Source organism: Sutcliffiella horikoshii, from assembly GCF_020524325.1.
Taxonomy (GTDB): Bacteria; Bacillota; Bacilli; order Bacillales; family Bacillaceae_I; genus Sutcliffiella_A; species Sutcliffiella_A horikoshii_D.
The window spans coordinates 219,110-240,175 of sequence record NZ_JAIVKY010000006.1 but is presented as its reverse complement, the minus strand read 5'-3'; the positions used below and the strand labels follow the sequence as shown (position 1 = coordinate 240,175).

The 21,066-nt window shown below is 39.2% G+C and carries 18 protein-coding genes; 8 read left to right on the top strand and 10 right to left on the bottom strand.

Annotated features, from left to right (window positions below; translation table 11 throughout):
* Nucleotides 1–3 precede the first annotated feature (3 nt).
* From trhA to LC091_RS08210, 4 genes are all read right to left on the bottom strand, one after another.
* Nucleotides 4–651 (bottom strand): PAQR family membrane homeostasis protein TrhA, encoded by a 648-nt coding sequence (gene trhA, locus LC091_RS08225; RefSeq protein ID WP_226681545.1) that lies wholly within the window; start codon nucleotides 649–651, stop codon nucleotides 4–6.
* Nucleotides 652–1,202: 551 nt separating this feature from the next.
* Complete coding sequence (locus LC091_RS08220; RefSeq protein ID WP_226681544.1) at nucleotides 1,203–2,303, bottom strand: AI-2E family transporter; 1,101 nt, start codon at nucleotides 2,301–2,303, stop codon at nucleotides 1,203–1,205.
* A gap of 145 nt (nucleotides 2,304–2,448) precedes the next feature.
* On the bottom strand, nucleotides 2,449–4,068 hold the full coding sequence (locus LC091_RS08215) for an ABC-F family ATP-binding cassette domain-containing protein (RefSeq protein WP_226681543.1): 1,620 nt from the start codon (nucleotides 4,066–4,068) through the stop codon (nucleotides 2,449–2,451).
* A 139-nt stretch (nucleotides 4,069–4,207) separates the two neighbouring features.
* Nucleotides 4,208–4,660, bottom strand: a complete 453-nt coding sequence (locus LC091_RS08210) for a cupredoxin domain-containing protein (RefSeq protein ID WP_226681542.1) — start codon at nucleotides 4,658–4,660, stop codon at nucleotides 4,208–4,210.
* 161 nt (nucleotides 4,661–4,821) lie between these two features.
* Here LC091_RS08210 and LC091_RS08205 point away from each other — a divergent pair, with 161 nt between their 5' ends.
* Both LC091_RS08205 and LC091_RS08200 read left to right on the top strand, forming a co-directional pair.
* Entirely contained in the window at nucleotides 4,822–5,808 is a 987-nt protein-coding gene (locus LC091_RS08205) for a DUF3231 family protein (RefSeq protein WP_226681541.1), read from the top strand.
* A gap of 373 nt (nucleotides 5,809–6,181) precedes the next feature.
* Nucleotides 6,182–6,322, top strand: a complete 141-nt coding sequence (locus tag LC091_RS08200) for a hypothetical protein (RefSeq protein WP_226681540.1) — start codon at nucleotides 6,182–6,184, stop codon at nucleotides 6,320–6,322.
* 132 nt (nucleotides 6,323–6,454) lie between these two features.
* Here LC091_RS08200 and LC091_RS08195 read toward each other — a convergent pair whose 3' ends face one another.
* Both LC091_RS08195 and adh read right to left on the bottom strand, forming a co-directional pair.
* Complete coding sequence (locus tag LC091_RS08195; RefSeq protein ID WP_226681539.1) at nucleotides 6,455–6,784, bottom strand: DUF779 domain-containing protein; 330 nt, start codon at nucleotides 6,782–6,784, stop codon at nucleotides 6,455–6,457.
* Between the two features lies 1 nt (nucleotide 6,785).
* Nucleotides 6,786–8,306, bottom strand: a complete 1,521-nt coding sequence (adh, locus tag LC091_RS08190) for an aldehyde dehydrogenase (protein WP_226681538.1) — start codon at nucleotides 8,304–8,306, stop codon at nucleotides 6,786–6,788.
* Nucleotides 8,307–8,609: 303 nt separating this feature from the next.
* On the opposite strand from adh, the gene recQ reads away from it, so the two are divergent.
* Both recQ and LC091_RS08180 read left to right on the top strand, forming a co-directional pair.
* A complete protein-coding gene (recQ, locus tag LC091_RS08185; RefSeq protein ID WP_226681537.1) occupies nucleotides 8,610–10,754 on the top strand; it encodes a DNA helicase RecQ in 2,145 nt (714 codons plus the stop codon).
* Nucleotides 10,755–10,840: 86 nt separating this feature from the next.
* Nucleotides 10,841–11,110, top strand: coding sequence for a hypothetical protein (locus tag LC091_RS08180; RefSeq protein ID WP_226681536.1), 270 nt, complete (start codon nucleotides 10,841–10,843; stop codon nucleotides 11,108–11,110).
* A gap of 46 nt (nucleotides 11,111–11,156) precedes the next feature.
* Here the strand turns inward: LC091_RS08180 and LC091_RS08175 are convergent, their stop codons facing one another.
* Entirely contained in the window at nucleotides 11,157–12,686 is a 1,530-nt protein-coding gene (locus tag LC091_RS08175; protein ID WP_226681535.1) for a hypothetical protein, read from the bottom strand.
* 244 nt (nucleotides 12,687–12,930) lie between these two features.
* Here LC091_RS08175 and msrA point away from each other — a divergent pair, with 244 nt between their 5' ends.
* The 3 genes from msrA to LC091_RS08160 are packed head-to-tail and all read left to right on the top strand — an operon-like array spanning nucleotide 12,931 to nucleotide 15,135.
* On the top strand, nucleotides 12,931–13,476 hold the full coding sequence (msrA, locus tag LC091_RS08170) for a peptide-methionine (S)-S-oxide reductase MsrA (protein WP_226681534.1): 546 nt from the start codon (nucleotides 12,931–12,933) through the stop codon (nucleotides 13,474–13,476).
* Nucleotides 13,477–13,524: 48 nt separating this feature from the next.
* Nucleotides 13,525–14,715, top strand: a complete 1,191-nt coding sequence (locus tag LC091_RS08165; RefSeq protein ID WP_226681533.1) for a DHH family phosphoesterase — start codon at nucleotides 13,525–13,527, stop codon at nucleotides 14,713–14,715.
* A 27-nt stretch (nucleotides 14,716–14,742) separates the two neighbouring features.
* The gene (locus LC091_RS08160; RefSeq protein WP_226681532.1) at nucleotides 14,743–15,135 is read left to right on the top strand and encodes a VOC family protein; all 393 of its coding nucleotides are present in this window, start codon (nucleotides 14,743–14,745) and stop codon (nucleotides 15,133–15,135) included.
* Between the two features lie 631 nt (nucleotides 15,136–15,766).
* On the opposite strand, the gene LC091_RS08155 is transcribed toward LC091_RS08160, so the two are convergent.
* Nucleotides 15,767–16,834, bottom strand: coding sequence for a DUF3900 domain-containing protein (locus LC091_RS08155; protein WP_226681531.1), 1,068 nt, complete (start codon nucleotides 16,832–16,834; stop codon nucleotides 15,767–15,769).
* A 90-nt stretch (nucleotides 16,835–16,924) separates the two neighbouring features.
* Entirely contained in the window at nucleotides 16,925–18,169 is a 1,245-nt protein-coding gene (locus LC091_RS08150; RefSeq protein WP_226681530.1) for an MFS transporter, read from the bottom strand.
* A 157-nt stretch (nucleotides 18,170–18,326) separates the two neighbouring features.
* On the opposite strand from LC091_RS08150, the gene ltaE reads away from it, so the two are divergent.
* A complete protein-coding gene (ltaE, locus tag LC091_RS08145; protein ID WP_226681529.1) occupies nucleotides 18,327–19,358 on the top strand; it encodes a low-specificity L-threonine aldolase in 1,032 nt (343 codons plus the stop codon).
* 29 nt (nucleotides 19,359–19,387) lie between these two features.
* On the opposite strand, the gene LC091_RS08140 is transcribed toward ltaE, so the two are convergent.
* Nucleotides 19,388–21,043, bottom strand: coding sequence for an AMP-binding protein (locus tag LC091_RS08140; RefSeq protein ID WP_264179261.1), 1,656 nt, complete (start codon nucleotides 21,041–21,043; stop codon nucleotides 19,388–19,390).
* Nucleotides 21,044–21,066 lie beyond the last annotated feature (23 nt).

The following is a 21,066-nucleotide window of genomic DNA, read 5'->3' as shown; positions in this document are numbered from 1 at the left end:
TATTTATTGTATAGGCAACACATATAACAAAACAAAAAAGAAGTGCAGCACAGTACCGCCTAACACAAACAAATGCCAAACCGCATGATGATACGGAAACGCCCGCCACACATAAAAAACTGCGCCTAAACTATAAACAACTCCACCAGCAACAAGATAGGCAATACCACCAGTACCAACTGTAGAAGTAATATCACTCCAACCAAACACAGCAAGCCAACCCATCAAAACATAAAGTAGGGTAGAAGCCAGAATAAACCTTTTTACGAAAAATACTTTAAATACCGTTCCTGCTATTGCCAGTCCCCATACTATACCAAAAAGTGTCCACCCTAAGGCACCATCCATGATGATAAGCGTAATAGGGGTATAGCTTCCCGCAATAAAGAAATAAATAGAAGAATGATCAAGAATTTCAAAAACATTCTTAGCTTTCCCTTTAGGCAATGCATGTAATAATGTAGAAGATGTGTAAAGCATCAACATAGTAACTCCATAGACGATAAAAGTAGCCAGATGAAGAGGGGTTCCGTTGATTGCAGAGAACACAATTAATAAAACGAGTGCCGCAATACTTGTTAAAATACCTATTCCGTGGGTAACTGTATTTGCAATTTCTTCTCCTTTTGAAAAGGTATTTGTTTGAGCCATATTTATCATCTCACTTTTGTCGTTTAATGAACTAAACTGATTTGTTCCTTACTATCATAACAACTATAAGTACATTTTTCCAATAAAAAAGCATGCCATGAAAGTGAAATCAACTTTGCATGACATGCTATTTAGGATGTAAGTGAAGATGTTGTTGTTGTTGTGATCTGTTTTGTACAAAAATCGGGAGAAAACACTCGTTTTAATGGGAGTCTCGAGTCGTTCGGTCATTTGGAACCATGGTTTGGACCATTTCCTCGCTTTTTTATAGGGGGTTCGGACATTTTTGATACGTGTTCGGTCAACTTTTAACGACCTTTGGACACCTCAAAATTTCGTTCGGTCAACTTTTGGAAAACTTCGGCCAACTTTGCCAAAACTTCGGCCAAAATCGGAAAAACTTTGGTCAACTTTTGAAAAACTTCGGACAATTGCCGCGTGGCCTCCCGTTATCTGTCTCCATGCCCCGCGTCAACGTCGATCATCTGTCCCCATGTCCCGCGTCGACCTCAGTCATCCGTCCCCACGACCAACTAAACACTATTCCCTATTTATAGAAGCGAATCTTCCGTAACTTTCACTTTTCTCAGTTTAATAAATCGAATGGTATGCAGAACAATTACTTTTGAAACGGCATAGGTTGGTACAGCAAGCAGTAGGCCAAGGAGTCCTGCAAACTTACTAGCGACCAATAAGAGTAAAATAATCGTCAATGGGTGAACATCCAATTTCTTACCCATAACCTGTGGTGAGATAAAATTGCTCTCTATCTGCTGAACAATTACCACTACTAAGAGTACCCACAGTGCCATAATAGGTTCGTCGAAAAAGGCTACGACAACACTTGGGATCGTCCCGATAAAAGGCCCGATGAATGGTATCACGTTTGTAAACATAGCAATCAATGCTAAAACGAGGGAATACTCAAGTCCGATAATTAGAAACCCTATATAAATTAAAACACCAACAAATACGCTGACAATGATTTGCCCTTGAATGTAGGAACTTAAAGCTATATCCATGTCTCTCAGTACATTTCTACCTTCGCGTTCATGTTGGCGAGGGATAATTTTGATCACCTGATCAGGTAAACGGTCTCCATCTTTTAACATGTAAAAAAGAACAAACGGAATAACTACAAGGAGAACTAGAAAACCTGTAATTGCGCTTATTATGTTCACTACATTTGACCCAAAAGCAGTAACATAAGCATTTAAATTATCCGCAAGTTTTCCGGATATTTCTTCTAAAGAAAAACGTTCGTTCTGCTGAAACCTTGCAATATATTCATTTTCTTGCAATTCAATGGTGTAATCTCTGATATCATTGATTATTTCTGGTGTATTCTTCACAAGACTATTAACCTGTTGTTGTAACGTAGGACCAATAAGGAACAAAAGTAAAGTTATAAGTCCAATAAACATAAGGTAAATACTTAAAATTGCCAATGCTCTTGGCACATAGCGATCTGCAAGATTAACAAGAGGTCGAAGTAAATAATACATCACACCTGCAAGTATAATTGGTGCGAATAACGTGCTGATCATCACGGTGAGAGGGGTGAAGATAAAATCTACCAGTGATGCTAAGAAAATAATTAACAGGATGACAATAATTCCATAGCCAACTTTAAACCACTTCGTTTGCGGCATTCCTACACCTCATTCATTCTAATATTCTAATAGTTAATGACCTAATAATTATATAGGTAAATTGTGAATATTACTAATACGGAACAAAAACAAGAAGGTTTCACGATTTGAAAAAAGCCCTTTGGAAAAAGGGCCTTTCACAATTTTAGGAATGAAGATCAGCTAATTGCTGTTGTACACTTGCATCCTCTAAATATTCATCGTAAGTCATTTGTTTATCAACCATACCTTTAGGTGTGATTTCAATGATTCTGTTTGCAATCGTTTCGATGAACTGATGGTCATGAGACGTGAAAACAATAGAACCTTTGAAATTAATTAACCCGTTATTAAGAGCAGTTATTGACTCAAGATCCAAGTGGTTCGTAGGGTCATCAAGCAATAGGACGTTTGAGCCTGAAAGCATCATTTTAGAAAGCATACAACGTACTTTTTCCCCTCCGGATAGAACACTTGCTTTTTTCATTACTTCTTCACCAGAGAATAACATTCTTCCAAGGAATCCGCGCAAGAAGCTTTCCGTTTGGTCGTTAGGGGAGTATTGACGCAACCAATCAACAAGGTTCATATCTACGCCTTCGAAATATTTTGAGTTGTCTCTTGGGAAATACGCCTGGGTAGTCGTGATTCCCCATTTGAAAGTTCCACTATCAGGTTCCATTTCACCAGAGATAATTTTTAAAAGAGTGGTATTAGCAATTTCATTTCCACCCACAAGGGCAATTTTATCATCCTTGTTCATAATGAAACTTACATTATCCAATACTTTCTCGCCATCAATCGTTTTAGTCAATCCTTCCACACGTAAAAGGTCATTACCGATTTCGCGTTCCGGTGTGAAGTTTACATAAGGATAACGGCGGGATGAAGGTTTGATATCATCCAATGAAATCTTATCTAAAAGCTTCTTACGGGATGTAGCCTGTTTGGATTTTGATGCATTTGCACTAAATCGGGCAATAAAGGCTTGAAGTTCTTTAATTTTTTCTTCTTTTTTACGGTTTACATCAGAAGCCATTCTTGATGCAAGCTGACTGGACTCATACCAGAAGTCATAGTTACCAACATAGATTTGGATTTTTCCATAGTCTAAGTCAGCGATATGTGTACAAACTTTATTTAAGAAGTGACGGTCATGGGATACAACGATGACTGTATTCTCAAAGTTGATTAGGAACTCTTCTAACCATTGAATGGCTTTAATGTCCAAGTGGTTGGTAGGCTCATCGAGTAGAAGTACATCTGGCTTTCCAAAAAGAGCTTGCGCCAAAAGTACTTTTACCTTTTCGCCACCCGTGATGTCGGCCATTTTCTTTGTATGAAGATCTTCTGAAATACCTAAACCTTTTAAGAGGATCGCTGCTTCTGATTCTGCTTCCCAACCATTCAATTCAGCAAATTCACCCTCAAGCTCAGCTGCTCTCATCCCATCTTCATCTGAGAAGTCTTCTTTCATATAAATAGCATCTTTTTCTTGCATGACTTCATAAAGACGACTATGTCCCATGATTACCACTTTAAGAACTTCGTGCTCTTCATACTCAAAGTGGTTCTGTTTCAAGATAGCCATACGCTCATCTTTATTCATGTGAACGTCTCCGGTTTGTGCTTCCACTTCACCAGAAAGAATTTTTAGAAACGTAGATTTTCCTGCACCATTTGCGCCAATTAACCCGTAGCAGTTGCCAGGGGTGAATTTTATATTAACATCTTCAAATAACTTTCGATCGCCATAGCGTAATCCTATATTCGTAACTGTAAGCATGTAATTAGTTTCCTCCAAAATTAATGTCGTTGAAATTATACCATTAATTGAGGGCGTTGCAAAAGATTCATTTACAATAGAAGCATTAATTATGTAAATAAAAATGACCAGTCTCCATTTTGACTGGTCATTGGTGAATTTAATAGACGTAAATATAAGCCACCATTGGAGGGCTATGATGTCCGTTATGGTGAGAATGAGTGGAACAGATTAGTTTATATACACCTGCTTTATCAAATTTCACATCAATTAGAGTTTCCTCGCCCTTTTTTATAACCCCATTAATATCTGTTCCTTCAATTGAATATGGATGTTCACTGCCGTTAACTCCAAATATACTCAACGTTATATCTTTACCTCTTGGAACGGTAATCGTACCAGGGTCGAATCGGTAGGCTTCTATTTCTGTACCATCTTCCAGTTTCGTCTTAAATTCAGATGTAATCATATTAAATACCAGTTTTTCTTCTTCAGATGGTTTGCCAGTAGTGGGGACTACGCCTTTGTTAACAACATACCATCCCCCTATACCTGCGATTATACAAAGTACAACAGTAATTAGGAAACTCTTTTTTATCACAAAAAATCTCATGTGTTTGCCACCCTTCCTTTTAGCTTGTCTTCTTCTACTTAAATGTGTATGCAGGGGAAGAGAGTGGGTTGTCTACATTTTAAAAAAAAGAAAGTTATTTTATAGCAATTATTTTTGTGGGACATACTAAAAAAAATTAATCTCGGGAGGGGTAAGTCTAAATGGATAAGCAGTTGTCATCGTCTGAAATAGGTAATCTGTGGATGACGTATCAACAGAAAACGATGCTGGCGAGGCTTTTAGAGCATTTCCTTGCGAACAAACGAAATGAAGAAGTACACAATTTGGTACAAACCTACTACAATCAAGAAATAAATTTTATAAATGAACTAACAGAACTCTTTAAGAGAGAAAATATTGTGGTACCTGTCGGGTATGTCGAAAGTGATGTTAAACCGTCAACAAAGCCATTGTATGACCAGTATTTTGATGCACTTTTCCTAAGAGTGATGATGAAAATAACTATTGGTCTTAACGCTTTGAATGTCAGTATGTCTTATCGACAAGACATCACCGAGCTATATAAAAGATTTTTGGATGTATCGCAAAATACATATAACGACTCGACTCAATTTTTGTTAAAAGATGGGGTGCTAACTCGTCCACCAATGATTCCAATGCCGGAGAAGGTAGAGTTTGTAAAAGGTGAAGGCTATATGGCAGGATTTAATATTTTCAGCGAAAAGAGACCATTGAATGCAATAGAACTTTCCTTATTGTATCAAGGTATTGAAACCAATGTTCTAGGTTTTCAGTTGTTAAGAGGGTTTGAACAGGTAACTAAGGACAAAGAAGTGAAAAAGTATTTTGAAAAAGGGAAAGACTTGGCTAAGCAAATAATTGATACGTTCAGTGATATACTCCTAAAGAGTGATATACAGCCTCCGATAGTTGCTTGGGGAAATCCAACCCTGTCAACAGAATCGCCTTATTCAGAGAAGCTTATGATGTACCTGACAAACTTGCTCAGCAGTTTCGGGCTTACAAGTAATGCCCTTGGAACATCATTCAGTCTTCGTTCGGATCTACCGACTAAGATGACATTGATTGCTAAAGAAATTTTTGATTATGCAAAAGATGGTGGACAATTAATGATTAAGAATGGTTGGATGGAAGAACCACCTCAGTCATTAAATAGCACGAAATAAGTAAAACCGGGCAAATTGTTACCTGCCCGGTTTTTTTATTGTTTAGGGAATTATAAATAATCGAATTGTGGATAGTCTCAGAGTAAGTCTTAATCGTCCCGATGAAGACTTCGGTGACAAGAAATTAGAAGCAGAAATGGCATCATTGTTGTTATGAGGACCTCCGTGACAAGAAATCAGGAGGAGAGAAGTCCTCATCATCCGAATGAAGACTTCTGTAACATGGAATTAGAAGGAGAGAAGTCCTGATCGGCCGTATGAAGACCTCAGTGACAAGGAATTAGGAGGAGAGAAGTCCTCATCGTCCGTATGAAGACTTCAGTGACAAGAAATCGGAAGGAGAAAGGTCCTCATCGCCCATATGAGGACCTTAGTGACGAGAAATCAGAAGGAAAGAGGTCCTCATCACCAATATCCTAACGGTAAAATAGCTTTTGGCCTTAAGGTGAATGAAGTCACCTTGTTGATTGGAGTGGAAGGCGCGCAGACGCCCGCGGGAGGAAGGGACAGGTGAGACCCCGGAAGGCGAAGCCTGAGGAGGCTCACGGACCGCCCGCAGGCAAGCGAAGCGCCTGGAACGGAAATCAACCGTATATCTATACTTCCATAACTATGTAAAAAGGCGTCCATCAGAGGACGCCTTTCTTCATTTTGGGAAAACTTTTGATCTGGTTAGAAAACGGACACCTTCCGGACCTTCTAAGGAGAACATGCCACCTCTGCCTGGAACCACATCGATAATGAGCTGTGTATGCTTCCAGTACTCATATTGCTTTTTATTCATGTAGAAGGGAGCACCGCCTATCTCACCAAGAAGGACATCAGAATCTCCAATCATAAAATCTTCTCTTGGATAACACATAGGCGAACTGCCATCGCAACAGCCTCCAGATTGATGAAATAGTACAGGTCCATGTTTGCCTACAAGCTTTTCAATTAATTCATGGGCAGCTTCGGTAGCCAGTACTTTATCCATTTTAAAAGAATCCTAATTTTTTTGGACTGTAGCTTACTAAAAGATTTTTCGTTTGTTGGTAGTGGGAAAGCATCATTTTATGGTTCTCACGGCCAATTCCACTCATCTTATATCCACCAAATGCCGCATTGGCAGGGTAGGCGTGGTAGCAGTTTGTCCATACGCGACCCGCTTCAATTTGACGACCGAAACGATATGCGGTGTTAACATCTCTCGTCCAAACGCCTGCTCCAAGTCCGTAAAGACTATTGTTTGCAATTTCCAATGCTTCCTCAGCCGTTTTAAAAGTAGTAACAGAAACAACTGGACCAAAGATCTCTTCTTGGAAGATTCTCATTTTATTATTGCCTTTAAAAACGGTAGGTTTCACGTAATATCCATTTGCCAGGTCACCTTCAAGCATATTACGTTCTCCACCTGCAAGTAGTTCAGCACCTTCTTCTTTCCCAATTTCAAGATAGGAGAGGATTTTCTCTAATTGCTCGGAAGATGCCTGAGCGCCGATCATCGTTTCCGTATCAAGTGGATTTCCTTGTTTGATCTGGGATACTCGCTCAAGTGCACGCTCCATAAACTTATCATAAATGGATTCATGGATCAGGGCACGGGAAGGGCATGTACATACTTCCCCTTGATTTAGTGCAAACATCACGAATCCTTCTACTGCTTTATCGAAGAAATCATCATCAGCAGCCAACACATCTTCAAAGAAAATGTTCGGAGATTTTCCGCCAAGCTCAAGCGTTACCGGAATGATGTTTTGAGAAGCATATTGCATAATTAGACGCCCAGTTGTCGTTTCACCTGTAAAGGCAATCTTGGCAATTCGGTCACTGGAGGCTAATGGTTTACCAGCTTCAACACCAAATCCATTGACAATATTCAACACCCCTGGTGGAAGAAGATCTGAGATTAGTTCTATCAACACCATAATGGAAGCAGGTGTCTGTTCAGCAGGCTTTAACACAACACAATTACCTGCAGCAAGAGCTGGGGCTAGCTTCCAAGTGGCCATTAACAATGGGAAGTTCCATGGAATAATTTGACCGACTACTCCAAGTGGTTCATGAAAGTGGTATGCAATCGTGTCATTATCTATTTCTCCAAGCGATCCTTCTTGAGCTCTAATACAACCTGCAAAATATCTAAAGTGATCAACTGCAAGAGGGAGATCTGCTGCCATCGTTTCACGAACTGGTTTTCCGTTCTCCCACGTTTCCGCAACTGCAAGCATCTCCAAGTTTTCTTCCATACGATCTGCAATTTTATTAAGAATGTTAGCTCTTTCAGCAACTGAAGTTTGTCCCCAAGCTGATTTGGCTTTATGGGCAGCATCTAATGCCAATTCAATGTCTTCTGCAGTGGAACGGGCTACTTCACAAAATACTTGACCTGTAACAGGAGTGACATTTTCAAAATACTCTCCTTTTACTGGAGCGACCCATTCGCCACCAATATAGTTGTCGTATCGATTTTTGAAAGTAACTTTGGAATCTTTTTCACCTGGGTTAGCATAAATCATTTGAAAATTCCTCCTCGTGATAGATTAATAGATTATCAATCGAACCCTCAGTATGTAAGCGCATACAAAATACTGCAAAAAAAGAAGAGGTTAGACAACCTATTGTATAATGAATTTTAAACATTCTGATAATAAAATGCAAGAAAAAAGTTTTTTAATAGGCAATCGTGATTAACTGGCTTCCTCTCACTTTGGTTGCAGGTCCTTTTGCATTCAGTTAAAATAAAAACATAATACTTACTCCCCCATATATTTGACTCCAACAACCTTCCAAAACATTTTCCATTTTAAACGAGGTGTACTATGTACGAACAAGGAAAAAACATATTGAAAAAATACTTTGGTTATGAAGACTTTAGACCTGGCCAAAGAAAAATTATTGAGAGTATATTAAATAAATCCAATACATTAGGTGTAATGCCTACTGGTGGGGGGAAGTCCATCTGCTATCAAGTCCCAGCACTATTAGAAAGTGGCCTGACAATTGTCATTTCCCCCTTAATCTCACTAATGAAAGACCAAGTGGATTCCTTAATCAATATAGGAGTTCAGGCAACGTATATTAATAGTTCGCTTAACGCAGGAGAAATCAGAGAAAGAATTCAACAGGTAGAACAGGGTGAAATTAAACTATTATACCTTGCACCAGAAAGACTGGAAACCTATGAGTTTCAATCGATTCTATCAGCTGTTGAGGTTTCGATTGTTGCAATAGATGAAGCACACTGTATGTCTCAGTGGGGGCATGATTTTAGACCAAGCTATCGTGAAGTAGGTTCCTTCATCAAGAGAATACCAGGAAACCCTATCATAACTGCTTTTACTGCGACTGCAACGGAACAAGTTATTGAAGACATCCAAACGATGCTTGGAATAGCACCAGAACATACATATGTAACTGGCTTTTCACGTGATAACCTGACATTTTCCGTTTTGCGCGGACAAAATAAGGACAATTATTTAGAAAAATTCCTGAAAGCCAACAAGGAAGAATCCGGGATAATATATGCAACTACCAGAAAAGAAGTTGATCAGATATATTCCTCATTGACTAAGAAAGGTTACAAGATTGGTAAGTATCATGCAGGTCTTTCTGAAGATGAGAGGAAGGAATATCAGGAAGATTTTCTTCATGACCGCCTTAAACTGATGGTAGCCACGAATGCTTTTGGTATGGGAATTGATAAGTCTAATGTGCGATTTGTCATCCATTACAATATGCCGAAAAATGTAGAATCTTATTATCAGGAAGCCGGAAGAGCAGGAAGGGATGGAGAAGAAAGTGAGTGCATCCTCCTGTTCAATGCCAGGGATATTCAGATTCAGAAGTTTTTAATCGAAGAGAGTATCCGCTCACCCGAACGCAAGATGCAGGAATATAAAAAGCTTCAAGCGATGATGGATTATAGCTATACGCAGCGTTGCCTGCAAGCATATATTGTAAACTATTTCGGCCAAGAGACAGACCTCATTTGCGGTAAGTGCAGTAATTGTTCCTCAGACTTCGTAGAGCAGGATATTACACTTGAAGCACAGAAAATATTTAGCTGCATTCATCGTATGAATGAAAGATTTGGGGCCATCTTGGTTGCTAAAGTGTTAAAAGGATCAAAAGACAAGCGTATCCAGCAATTCCGTTTTGATAGCTTGCCAACTTATGGATTGATGAATAGCTATACAGAAAAAGAATTGGTTGACCTTATTAATATTTTGATTGCAGAAGGGTATTTAATCCTAACAGAGGGGCAATATCCTATCGTAAAATTAGGTACACGTGCTGTTCCTGTGTTAAAAGGAAAGGAAAAAGTCCTTTTTAAAGTAAAAGAGCAAGTTAAATCTGTCGTAGAAGATAATGAATTGTTTGAGATGTTGCGTGAGTTACGTAGAAACCTATCAAAAGAAGAAGGGGTACCTCCCTATGTTATTTTCTCTGACAGCACGTTAAGAGAAATGAGTGAGGTTCTTCCAAAAGATGAAACTGCCATGTTAGATATTAAAGGGGTAGGTTCGTTAAAGTTTGAGAAATATGGAGAGTTGTTTTTACGTGAGATAGGTAGATTTATGGGGGAAGATGTGTCTGACACAAAACCTATGAAAAAAGAAGTTACCACTAAAAAGATCCAGAAGCCAGCCATTCCCCTGAACCCAGGGGAAACAAGTCATATGTTTACTTATAGACTATTACAAGAAGGCATGACTTTTAAAGAAATAGCCAAGGAACGTGGAATGAGTATAATTACTATCCAGAACCACCTTTTTAAATGTGCAAGTGAAGATGGTGTAAAGGTTGATTGGGACTCTTTTATTCCAGAAGCGTATGAGGAAGAAATTATTAAAGTAATCGAGGAAGTAGGTACGGAAAAGCTGAAGCCTATTAAAGAGAATTTGCCTGACGAAGTTGACTATATTGCCATAAAAGCTGTTATGGCGAAGCATGGGATAAATTAATTTTACGTTTCTCCATAATGTTTAGTTTTTATCTAGCCGGGAATATCAAGTTTATAGATAAAACCATTTAACAGGAGGCGTTTAAAATGAATACACGTCAACTAAAGAAACCTTTAATCGTGGCAGGAGCTGCTAGCCTCACCGGAGCAGGATTATTAGCATATAAGCCATACAGAGAGAAGATTGTTCATTACTCTAAAATAGTTAAAAATAAACTAGTTCCATTAAAATATAGAGAAACGGATTTGCCCATTGAAAAAGCAGGTAACCCAGATCCTGAAGATCTCCAAGATAACAACATGGTCAGTGAAGGGGCCCAATACTCAGTAGACTATTATAATAAGAAAATGCAATAAAAAAAGGCGTTCGGTACTACAAAACCGAACGCCTTTTACATATTTTTTAAACGAAGAATATAGCGTAAGCTACACCAACAACACCTATTAAAGCCAACGTATACACAGGTTTTATAGGCATCTCACCATTGTTCTCCATTGCTTTTCCAAACATGAAGAATACAAGCGGATGAACTAAGAATGGCATAGAAAAAATAAATGGAATCAAAGCAGCAGCTTCAGCACCAAACATTTCACCTTGTATGGCTGCAAATAAGCCAAAATGCGAAATCGCAGAAGACTGAGCCATAGCAGCGTAGTCAATAGACATGGTACTTAGACTCAATAATGCCAATCCACCGAATACCGCACACATTTGCCAGCCGAAAGAGAACTGCATCAATGCTTTTACTTCTTTTTTATCCTCTCCATTAGCTTTTCTTAAGTTGACCAATGCAAGAATAGTCAATCCTACACCGACAGCAACAATTAACATAGAAGGGAGTATCCAAAGACTACCTCTTTCCGCACTAATTGCAAGTACAGAAAAGACAAATATATGACCAAAAAACGGGATGTTAATCATAATTGGAGCTCGTTGTGCAGCAGTTTTTCCAAAATCACCTGCTGTACATGCGCCAGTTAAACCTGAATGGGACAAAGAACCAGCCATACCAGGTGCAAGATTTCTTGTATTTGCATTTTTAGCAAAGAACATAATCAATGCAATCCCACCAAACATCCAGAACAATTGGCCAAAGAACCCATAGGCCAATACTGCATTCATTCCATCAATGGAAAAAGCATCGCCTATGCGGGAACCACCAACCATAAAGTTGGCTGCCAATACAACCGGGATACCTGCTACTAATAATGCACGAATGGTTGGTCCAAAACTCCAATTATAGAAAACCGCCCCTAAAGCAGCAGCAATCATCATCGCAAAGAAAATTTGAGGTAAGGCGATTACTGGCTTTACCCACATCGCAATATGGTATGAAATCACAAGTAACAGGATAATCGCTGCCATTTCTACGATTCCTTTTTTCATGTACTGTTTCTTATTCTGAAGTTTAGCTTTGTTATCAATCAATAAAACGGATCCGATAATTCCAATATAGGCAATCAGTGGATAAACACTGTCAAAACTTTGAGTACCATCTGAAAGAATCATTCTCGTAATTCCTTCTAGTCCAAATAATAGGAAGAATGCACGGACGATAAAGAAAAATTGTGTTCTTGAAGTACCTAAGAAAGTCTCTTCATCTGAGACGACAACAGTATCCTCAACATCCAAGTCTTTATTACCAAGAATTTTTCGTAATTCTTGGCCGCCTACGAAGAAAGATACTGTCAAGGCGATAATGGTAGTTCTCGCCATAAGGTCAATTAAAGGGTATTCAATTAAACCGGGTGTCGCAACCCCTGTGTTTACAAGTAAGTAGCCCATTCCTAACCCAAGTATTACAATAATAAGAATAGGGGAAAATCTAGTTCCAGCCACAACCATCCTTGAAACCAATACTATAGGAATAAGGAAGAAAAGTATTAGCCAAAACTGATTGATCAAGTCAATATTTGAAAATTGTTCTATCATTTTATTAATCAGACTCCTATCGTTCATTTTTTCACAAAGAATTATCGTACAATACTCTTTGGAAAGTGTAAATCATTGTAAACGCCATCATTAAAATGTTTAACTATTTAGTTTATATTAAGGTATTTTATCATTTTATTATGTAAACTAATTGCATTGTATCTGAGCGAAGTTATTGTAACTACAAGACAGTTAGTGTAAAATTCCATCAAACACACACTTAAGTTAGGGAGGAAGAAGGAATATGACAACAAACAAAACAGAACTTGCTACATTTGCTGGAGGATGTTTTTGGTGCATGGTTAAACCATTTGACGAGATGCCCGGTATAGAAAAAGTAGTATCCGGTTATACGGGAGGTAATGTCTCCGATCCTACATATGAAGATATTAAAAAAGGGAATACAGGTCATTACGAAGCTGTCCAGATTGAATTTAACCCAGATGTTTTTTCATATGAAAAATTATTGGAGCTGTATTGGCCGCAAATTGATCCTACTGATGATGAAGGCCAATTTTTTGATAGAGGCAGTCAGTACAGAACAGCTATCTTCTATCATAATGAGAAACAGCGAGAGCTTGCAGAGAAAACCAAGCAGGAGTTAGAAGCAAGCGGAAGATATAAAAAGCCAATTGTAACGGAAATCAAACAGGCGTCGCCTTTCTATGAAGCAGAAGAATATCATCAGAAGTTTTATAAGAAAAATCCTGAAAAATATAAACAAGAACGTCAAGAATCAGGGAGAGATGCTCATATAAAAGAGTACTGGGGAGAAGAATATACAAAGTAAGTGAGGGTAGTGAAAATGCTTACCCATTATGATTAAGGGGGACTACAATTGATTCATCTTTTTACACATAATGATCTGGATGGGGTTGGCTGCGGGATATTGGCCAAGCTTGCGTTTGATGAGAAAGTTAAGGTTCACTATAATTCAGTCGGCAGTTTAAATTATCAGGTTGCGGAGTTCATGGAAGAAGCAACTCCAAGGCATCAAATATACATAACTGACTTATCCGTTAATGAGGAGAACGCCAAGAAACTGGACTACTTTAATAAACAACAAGAAGGCTTTGTTCAATTCATTGATCATCACAAAACTGCCCTTCATCTTAATGAATATAGTTGGGCATCTGTTACTGTTGAGTATGAGGATGGCAGACTGACAAGTGCCACTTCTTTATTCTATGAGTATCTGTTAGAACAGAATTTAATAGATAGGACTGAACCTTTAGATGAAGTAGTAGAATTAATACGCCAATATGATACGTGGGAATGGGATCGAAATAACAATACGAAGGCAAAAAGATTAAATGACCTTTTGTATATGATTTCTATTGATGACTTTGAAGCGAGAATGCTTCAGAAGTTAACAAGTACCGCCAAATTCGATTTTGATGATTTTGAAACGCAAATCCTTGATATGGAAGAGCAGAAATTGGAAAGGTATCTGCGTAAAAAACGCAGAGAAATTATTCAAAAGCCTGTAGGGGATAATTGGGTTGGAATTGTCCACGCTGAGTCATTTCTCTCGGAACTTGGAAATGTGTTGGGGAAGGAAAATCCCCACTTGGACTATATCGCGATGATAAATATGGGAAGTAAACGTATTAGCTTGCGCACCATACATGATCATGTCGACGTTTCACATGTGGCCGGTAAATTTGACGGCGGCGGGCACGCTAAGGCATCTGGTTGCAGTTTGAATGAGCAGGCGTACAAGCTTTTTGTAGCGGAGGCATTTCCATTAAATCCTCTCAAACAAGATGCTCATCACAACGTTTTCAATGTAAAAGAATCTCCTAATGGTGTGTTGTATGACTCAAAAGAAAAAGGAACATTGTTTCTTTTACCAAAAGAAGATGGCTCATGGAAGGTGGAAAACAAGGAAAAGTTCTTGGACACATCCTTTTCTTCTTTTCAGGAAGCTGAAACCTTTATTAAAAGAAAGTATGCAGCATGGTTGGTGAAAGACGAAGAATATGTCAACTTCCTAGTAGAAAACATTAGAAGGTTAAAAACAAGCTAACATATAGATGATGGGGAGAGATGAATTATGGCAATTAAGAGGTTAGAACATGTTGGAATCATGGTGAAAGATATTCAAACATCCATAGAATTCTATACGAAGATTGTAGGATTTTCTTTAAAGGGGCAATTAGATCATCCAAATGGGGAGATAAAGCTTGCATTTCTTGGATTTAATGAAAGTGATGAAACGGAATTAGAGCTTATTCAAGGCTATAATGACGATTTGCCTGTAGAAGGTAAAGTGCATCACCTAGCATTAACGGTGGATGATGTAGAGGGAGAGCATGAGAGGTTGAAAGGCTTGGATGTTACGTTTATCGAACAGGAGATCACGACGCTTCCAAATGGAGCAAGGTATATCTTTTTTGCAGGTCCAGACGGAGAATGGATAGAATTGTTTGAAACACCGGTAAAATAAAGAGAAGGCAGGGAGTAATTTCCCAGCCTTCTTTTTTAATGATATAAGTCAATAAAACTGTTGATTTCCGTTCCAGGCGCTTCGCTTGCCTGCGGGCGGTCCGTGAGCCTCCTCAGGCTTCGCCTTTAGGGGTCTCACCTGTCCCTTCCTCCCGCGGGCGTCTGCGCGCCTTCCACTTCAATCAACAAGGTTACTTCGTTGAACTTAAGTTTTAAAAACTTTCTAATTTGAGTTATCAGGAAAGGCAATAACATACCTTTAAGTAACTTATAGCTGTGAATTGGAGCAAATGGCGGAGACTCCAGCGGGGGAGTAACGGTAGCTTGAGACCCCACAGCGCAGCGAGGAGGCTCAAGCACCGTCCCGCGGAAAGCGAAGCCATTTGCGGAAAGAAACAGCGTCGATTAACCAATCAATTAAGGTTTTTTATCTTTTCTTATTTCCTATCAATAGGCTTTCCTTTAGCACGTGAACTTTTTAACATATGTGTATACGTGAAGCCTAGACAAATGATGCCGGTGATAGAACAAGCATACCGAATGATGGACATCCAATCCATGATGGTCACCCCTAAGAAGGTATTTGTCCTTATTCTCTCAAATGCTTGATTAAATTATTCTTAAAAGAAATTTTATGAACTGTATTTTTTATTTAACCGCTCTAAAATCATCGTCAATTCACTAGGCTTTAACATTTCAACCGGTGACACATTCTTTTCAAATTGAAGAAAATCACCTTCTAAAAGGACCACATAACGGTCGTTAATCTTCGCTATATGAACATTCTCACCAAAGTCGGCCAACAAGCCTTTAACCGATATATGATCGAGCTTGAATTTAAGTTCAATATCAGGTGTCTGTTCAATAATAGAGGAAGATGCCTCTATTACCTGCTCGTCAGACCAACGTTCCTGAAGTTCTCTTTTCGGTGAAGTAGCCCAGGCTTCCATTGCTTGCTCCACTTTTTCTTTTTCTTCGCTTTCCTCTTGGTAGGTCTCGGAAATCTCTTGATGCACCATCCCCATTACTTGGTTCTTGATGATTTCTGGCATGGACTCGCCATATTCTACATACTTCAAGAAATCCTCGAAGTAACGGGAGTGAGAGGACTGGTGGATCTTTAATTCTCCTTCTTCTACCATTCCATCCTCTACCATATAAGGATACTGAATGGACTTCATGTTTTTTGTAGTGATGGCCATCTGGACGTTATGAATCAACGTCTGTTCATTAGTGATGGAAGCAACTTTTTGTTCAAAGTCACATTTTAAGATAAAAACAAAGGGCTCATCAAAATATTTATTTAATTTAGCCCTGGTGACAATGAGTACACCACCTCTTACTGCAGTTGTATCTGTGTAGGTAGATGCCATTTCATCTGCCGCAGAAGAAAATGCTTCTAAGCTTTCGGCCTGTTTGATTCGATTGAATTGGTTGAAGTTTGGGTTTGAGCCTAGGTCGTAGCCTGGTTCTACAATGAATCTCCCAATCTTTGTTGGAACTTGTTCATTTTTAGGATGTCGATCTACCTTCCTTTTCGTGATTTTCATCAGTTCTCCATCAAGAAAGGGTTTTAGAGCGCTTTCTTCATATGTATCTTCGTCTAATACTGCCATAGGTTTAAATTGTTTCTTAGCATTATCTCCACTGCCTTCTACTTCAATAAGGTAAAAAGCTAATGACTTTATATCAAAATCCATTATTATCACCATTTTCGCTAGGTATCTTTAAGCACTTTAACAAGTATAGGCAAAAGAAAAGAAAGGGTCAACAGGAACCCTTTCCTTAAATCAGTTATGCATTTCTCTAACTCTTTGATCACTAGGAAGGAAGAATGTCAACAATCCTATAAACGGTAGGCAAACAGTAAAGATGATGGTATTCGTTAATCCGAGCCAATCTGCTAGAACACCTAGCGCAACCGATCCCACGGCTCCCATACCAAACGCCAATCCTACAATAAGCCCGGATACCAATCCAATTCGACCAGGAACCAACTCCTGAGCGTACACTACCGTGACAGAAAAGCTAGAAAGGATGATGAATCCAATAATAGCAACAAGTAAGTAGGCAAGTGTGGGGCCTACAAAAGGCAGTAATAACGCAAGTGGAGCGGACCCCAGCATGGAAAGGGAAATTACCAACCTTTTCCCGAAACGGTCTGCCAACGGTCCTCCAAAGAATGTGCCAACAGCACCTGCTCCTAAGAAAACAAAAATATATATCTGTGAATCTGCGATAGGAATCCCATAGTTCTCAATGGCATAAAAAGCATAAAAGTTGGTGATACCTGCATGGAACCAGGAACGAGCAAATACTAGAAAAATTAGCAAACAGATGGAAAAGGTGATGATCCTTCTATTTCCAATAGATTTACCAGTTGATTTAACTTTGATAGTTTTCTTCTTTTGTTTTAAAGGTCTGTTTGTATTTGCTACTTGCTGTTTGTACCAGGCAGCGATGTATAAAAGTAATATCACAGCTGCTGCAGCAACAATGGTAAACCATAGGACGCCTTTTTGCCCGAGAGGCAACAGGATATAAGCTGCCATCAAAGGAGCCAAGGCCTGACCGGAGTTGCCTCCTACCTGATAAATGGACTGTGCTAGCCCTCTACGGTTTCCTGCTGCCATATAGGCTACACGGGAACCTTCAGGGTGGAAAGCGGCGGAACCAAGTCCAATGAACAGCACCGAAATAATAATTACCCAAAAGCTTGGTGCCAATGCCAAACCAATTATTCCGAATAAAGAAAAAGTAAGTCCAATTGGCAAGGCGTAAGGAGAAGGTCTTTTATCCGTTATGATGCCAACAACAGGTTGAATAAGCGAAGATGTTGCATTCAGCGCGAATGCAATCAGTCCCAGTTGAGTAAAGGTCAGTCCCATGGAATTCTGCAACACTGGGAATAAGGCCGGTACCACAGATTGCAATGCATCATTCAGCAAGTGCACTAGACCTATGATAAAAAGAATGGGATAGACGGTAGAGCTTTCGGTAGTAGCGGTATCTAATCTGACTTTTTGTGCCTGCATAAATATTTATAACTCCTTCGATGATAATATTGAATGCCAACATTTGTATGTAAAATATCATAGCACGTGAATGCGGGTGAGTGGTGAATTATTTTACGGAATGCGAAATAAATAGGATTCTGTTAAACTGAAAGAAAAACAGAAGGGAATTGTCATTATGATTGATGTAAGAAGTGATACTGTAACAAAACCAACAGAGGAAATGAGAAAAGCCTCCTATGAAGCAGAGGTGGGAGATGACGTATACGGAGAAGATCCGACAGTAACGCGATTGGAAGAAAAAGCAGCAGAAATATTAGGAAAAGAAGCGGCACTATTCGTTACGAGCGGGACACAAGGAAACCAAATTGCGGTGTTGACGCATTGTAGTCCAGGAAATGAGATATTACTAGAAGAAGAGTCTCATATTTTTTATTACGAATCTGGTGCAGTTGCCGCATTGGCAGGAGTCCAAACAAGAACCATTCCCGGCGTTAACGGGATGATGAATCCTCAAGATGTGGAGTCTGCTATTCGCGGGGAGGATCAACACTTTCCTGAAACCGGTTTGATTTGTATAGAAAATACACATAATCGCGCAGGTGGGGCAGTGGTGCCAGTTTCCAACATGGCAGAAATCTATGAAGTGGCACAAAGATATTCTATACCTGTCCATGTGGATGGTGCGCGACTATTTAACGCCGCTGCAAGTTCGGGGATACCAATACAAGAGTTCACCAAACATTGCGATACGGTACAAATATGTTTGTCTAAAGGGTTGGGTGCACCGGTTGGTTCAATCATTGCCGGCTCTAACGAATTTATTAAAAAAGCAAGAAAGTGGAGAAAGCGTCTTGGCGGGGGATTGAGGCAAGTAGGGATCATTGCGGCACCGGGTTTAATTGCTTTAACCCAAATGACTGAAAGACTTTCAGAAGATCATGAAAATGCTAAATTTCTGGCGGATGGATTAAGAGAAATAAGCCCTTTGAGAATAGTTAATTCCGTTGATACGAATATTGTGGTAGTAGATGTATCCGACTTGGGCATGAAGGCAGAACAATTTGTACAAGCGTTAAAAGAGAATGGTGTTTTGGCTGTTACGTTTGGACCTACGCTTGTACGACTTACATCTCATTTTGATGTGAGCAGAGGGGATATGGAGACAGTTATTAGTACGGTTAATGCGATAGTGCAATCTAGAAAATAAAACGGTAAGGGGATCTCCCCCTTACCGTTTTATATTTTCACAAGTGTATTTACTGCATATTCTCTGAGTTTGTATTTTTGAATTTTCCCCGATGCGGTCATTGGATACTCGTCTACAATCTCTACATAGTAAGGGATCTTATATTTAGATATTTTTCCAGTGCAATATTCTTTGACTTCTTGGCTGTTTAAACTTTCGCCCGGTTTAACTTTAATAAATGCTGCAACCTGTTCGCCGAACTTTTCATCTGGGACTCCTACAATTTGAACATCAAAAATTTTCGGATGTGAATATAAAAATTCCTCAATCTCCCGTGGATAAATATTCTCTCCACCTCTAATTATCATATCTTTTAGTCTACCTGTAATGACGACATATCCGTCATCATCCATTGTCGCGAGGTCCCCTGTATGAAGCCAGCCTTCACTATCAATGGCATCTTTCGTTTGTTCTTCCATATTATAGTAGCCTTTCATAACAAGGTAACCTCTTGAACAAAGCTCGCCCTGGACTCCATTTGGCACAGATTCGCCAGTTGTAGGATCAATAATTTTCACTTCCACATTATCTAAAGCGCTTCCAACAGTGGATACGCGCCTCTCAATGCTGTCATACGGTCTTGTTTGTGTAATAACGGGGGAGGCTTCCGTTTGCCCGTATGCAATCGTAATTTCTCTTGCTCCCATATCATGAACCACCCTCTTCATTATTTCTGTCGGACATGGTGATCCTGCCATAATACCGGTTCGTAAACTAGATAAATCGTATTTTTCAAAATCCGGGTGGTTTAGTTCCGCGATGAACATGGTTGGAACTCCATAAAGCGCTGTACATTTTTCTTGTTCGACAGCTTTCAGAACTAATAGTGGATCAAACATAACAAGAGGGACCATCGTGGCTCCTGTTGCTACAGCAGCCAATGTGCCCATCACACATCCAAAGCAGTGGAAAAAAGGAACTGGAATGCATATTCTATCTTCAGCAGTAAGCTTTTGGCATTCGGCAACATTGATTGCATTGTTGATAATGTTGGAGTGGGTAAGCATGACTCCTTTTGGAAATCCTGTTGTTCCAGATGTATATTGCATGTTGATGACATCTTCATAGTTTGTACTGTTTTGTCTGGCCAGTAATTCCTCATCTGAAATAGTTGATGAATTATTCAATATGTCATCCCAAGTGAACATACCCGGGTGACTATCGTTGCCCATGAAAATAACATTCTTTAACTTTGGTAAACAAGTAGATGTAAGTTCTCCAGGGACACAATTCGTAAGTTCAGGACATAATTCTTGAAGCATGTCCAAATAGCTGACTCCTTTAAAATTGTTCATAAGAAGAAGGGTGGTGGATTCTGATTGGCGTAACAGATATTCGAGTTCCTTTGATTGATAGCTAGTATTTACTGTTACTAAAACGGCACCAATTTTTGCACTCGCGTATTGGGTTATTAGCCATTCTGGTTTATTCGAAGCCCAAACCGCAATATGATCACCTTTTTTAATTCCTAGATTCATTAGCCCTTTTGCTACTTGGTTACAGATTTGCTGAAATTCTTTATAACTATAACGCAATCCTGTTTCCACATACACTACAGCTTCTTTATCAGGGTAACGTGATACGGTTTCATCCAATAGATTACCTATTGTTTTATGTACTAACTCTGCCATCGTCCAAACCTCCATAATAGAAAAAGTAAGTGCTAGTT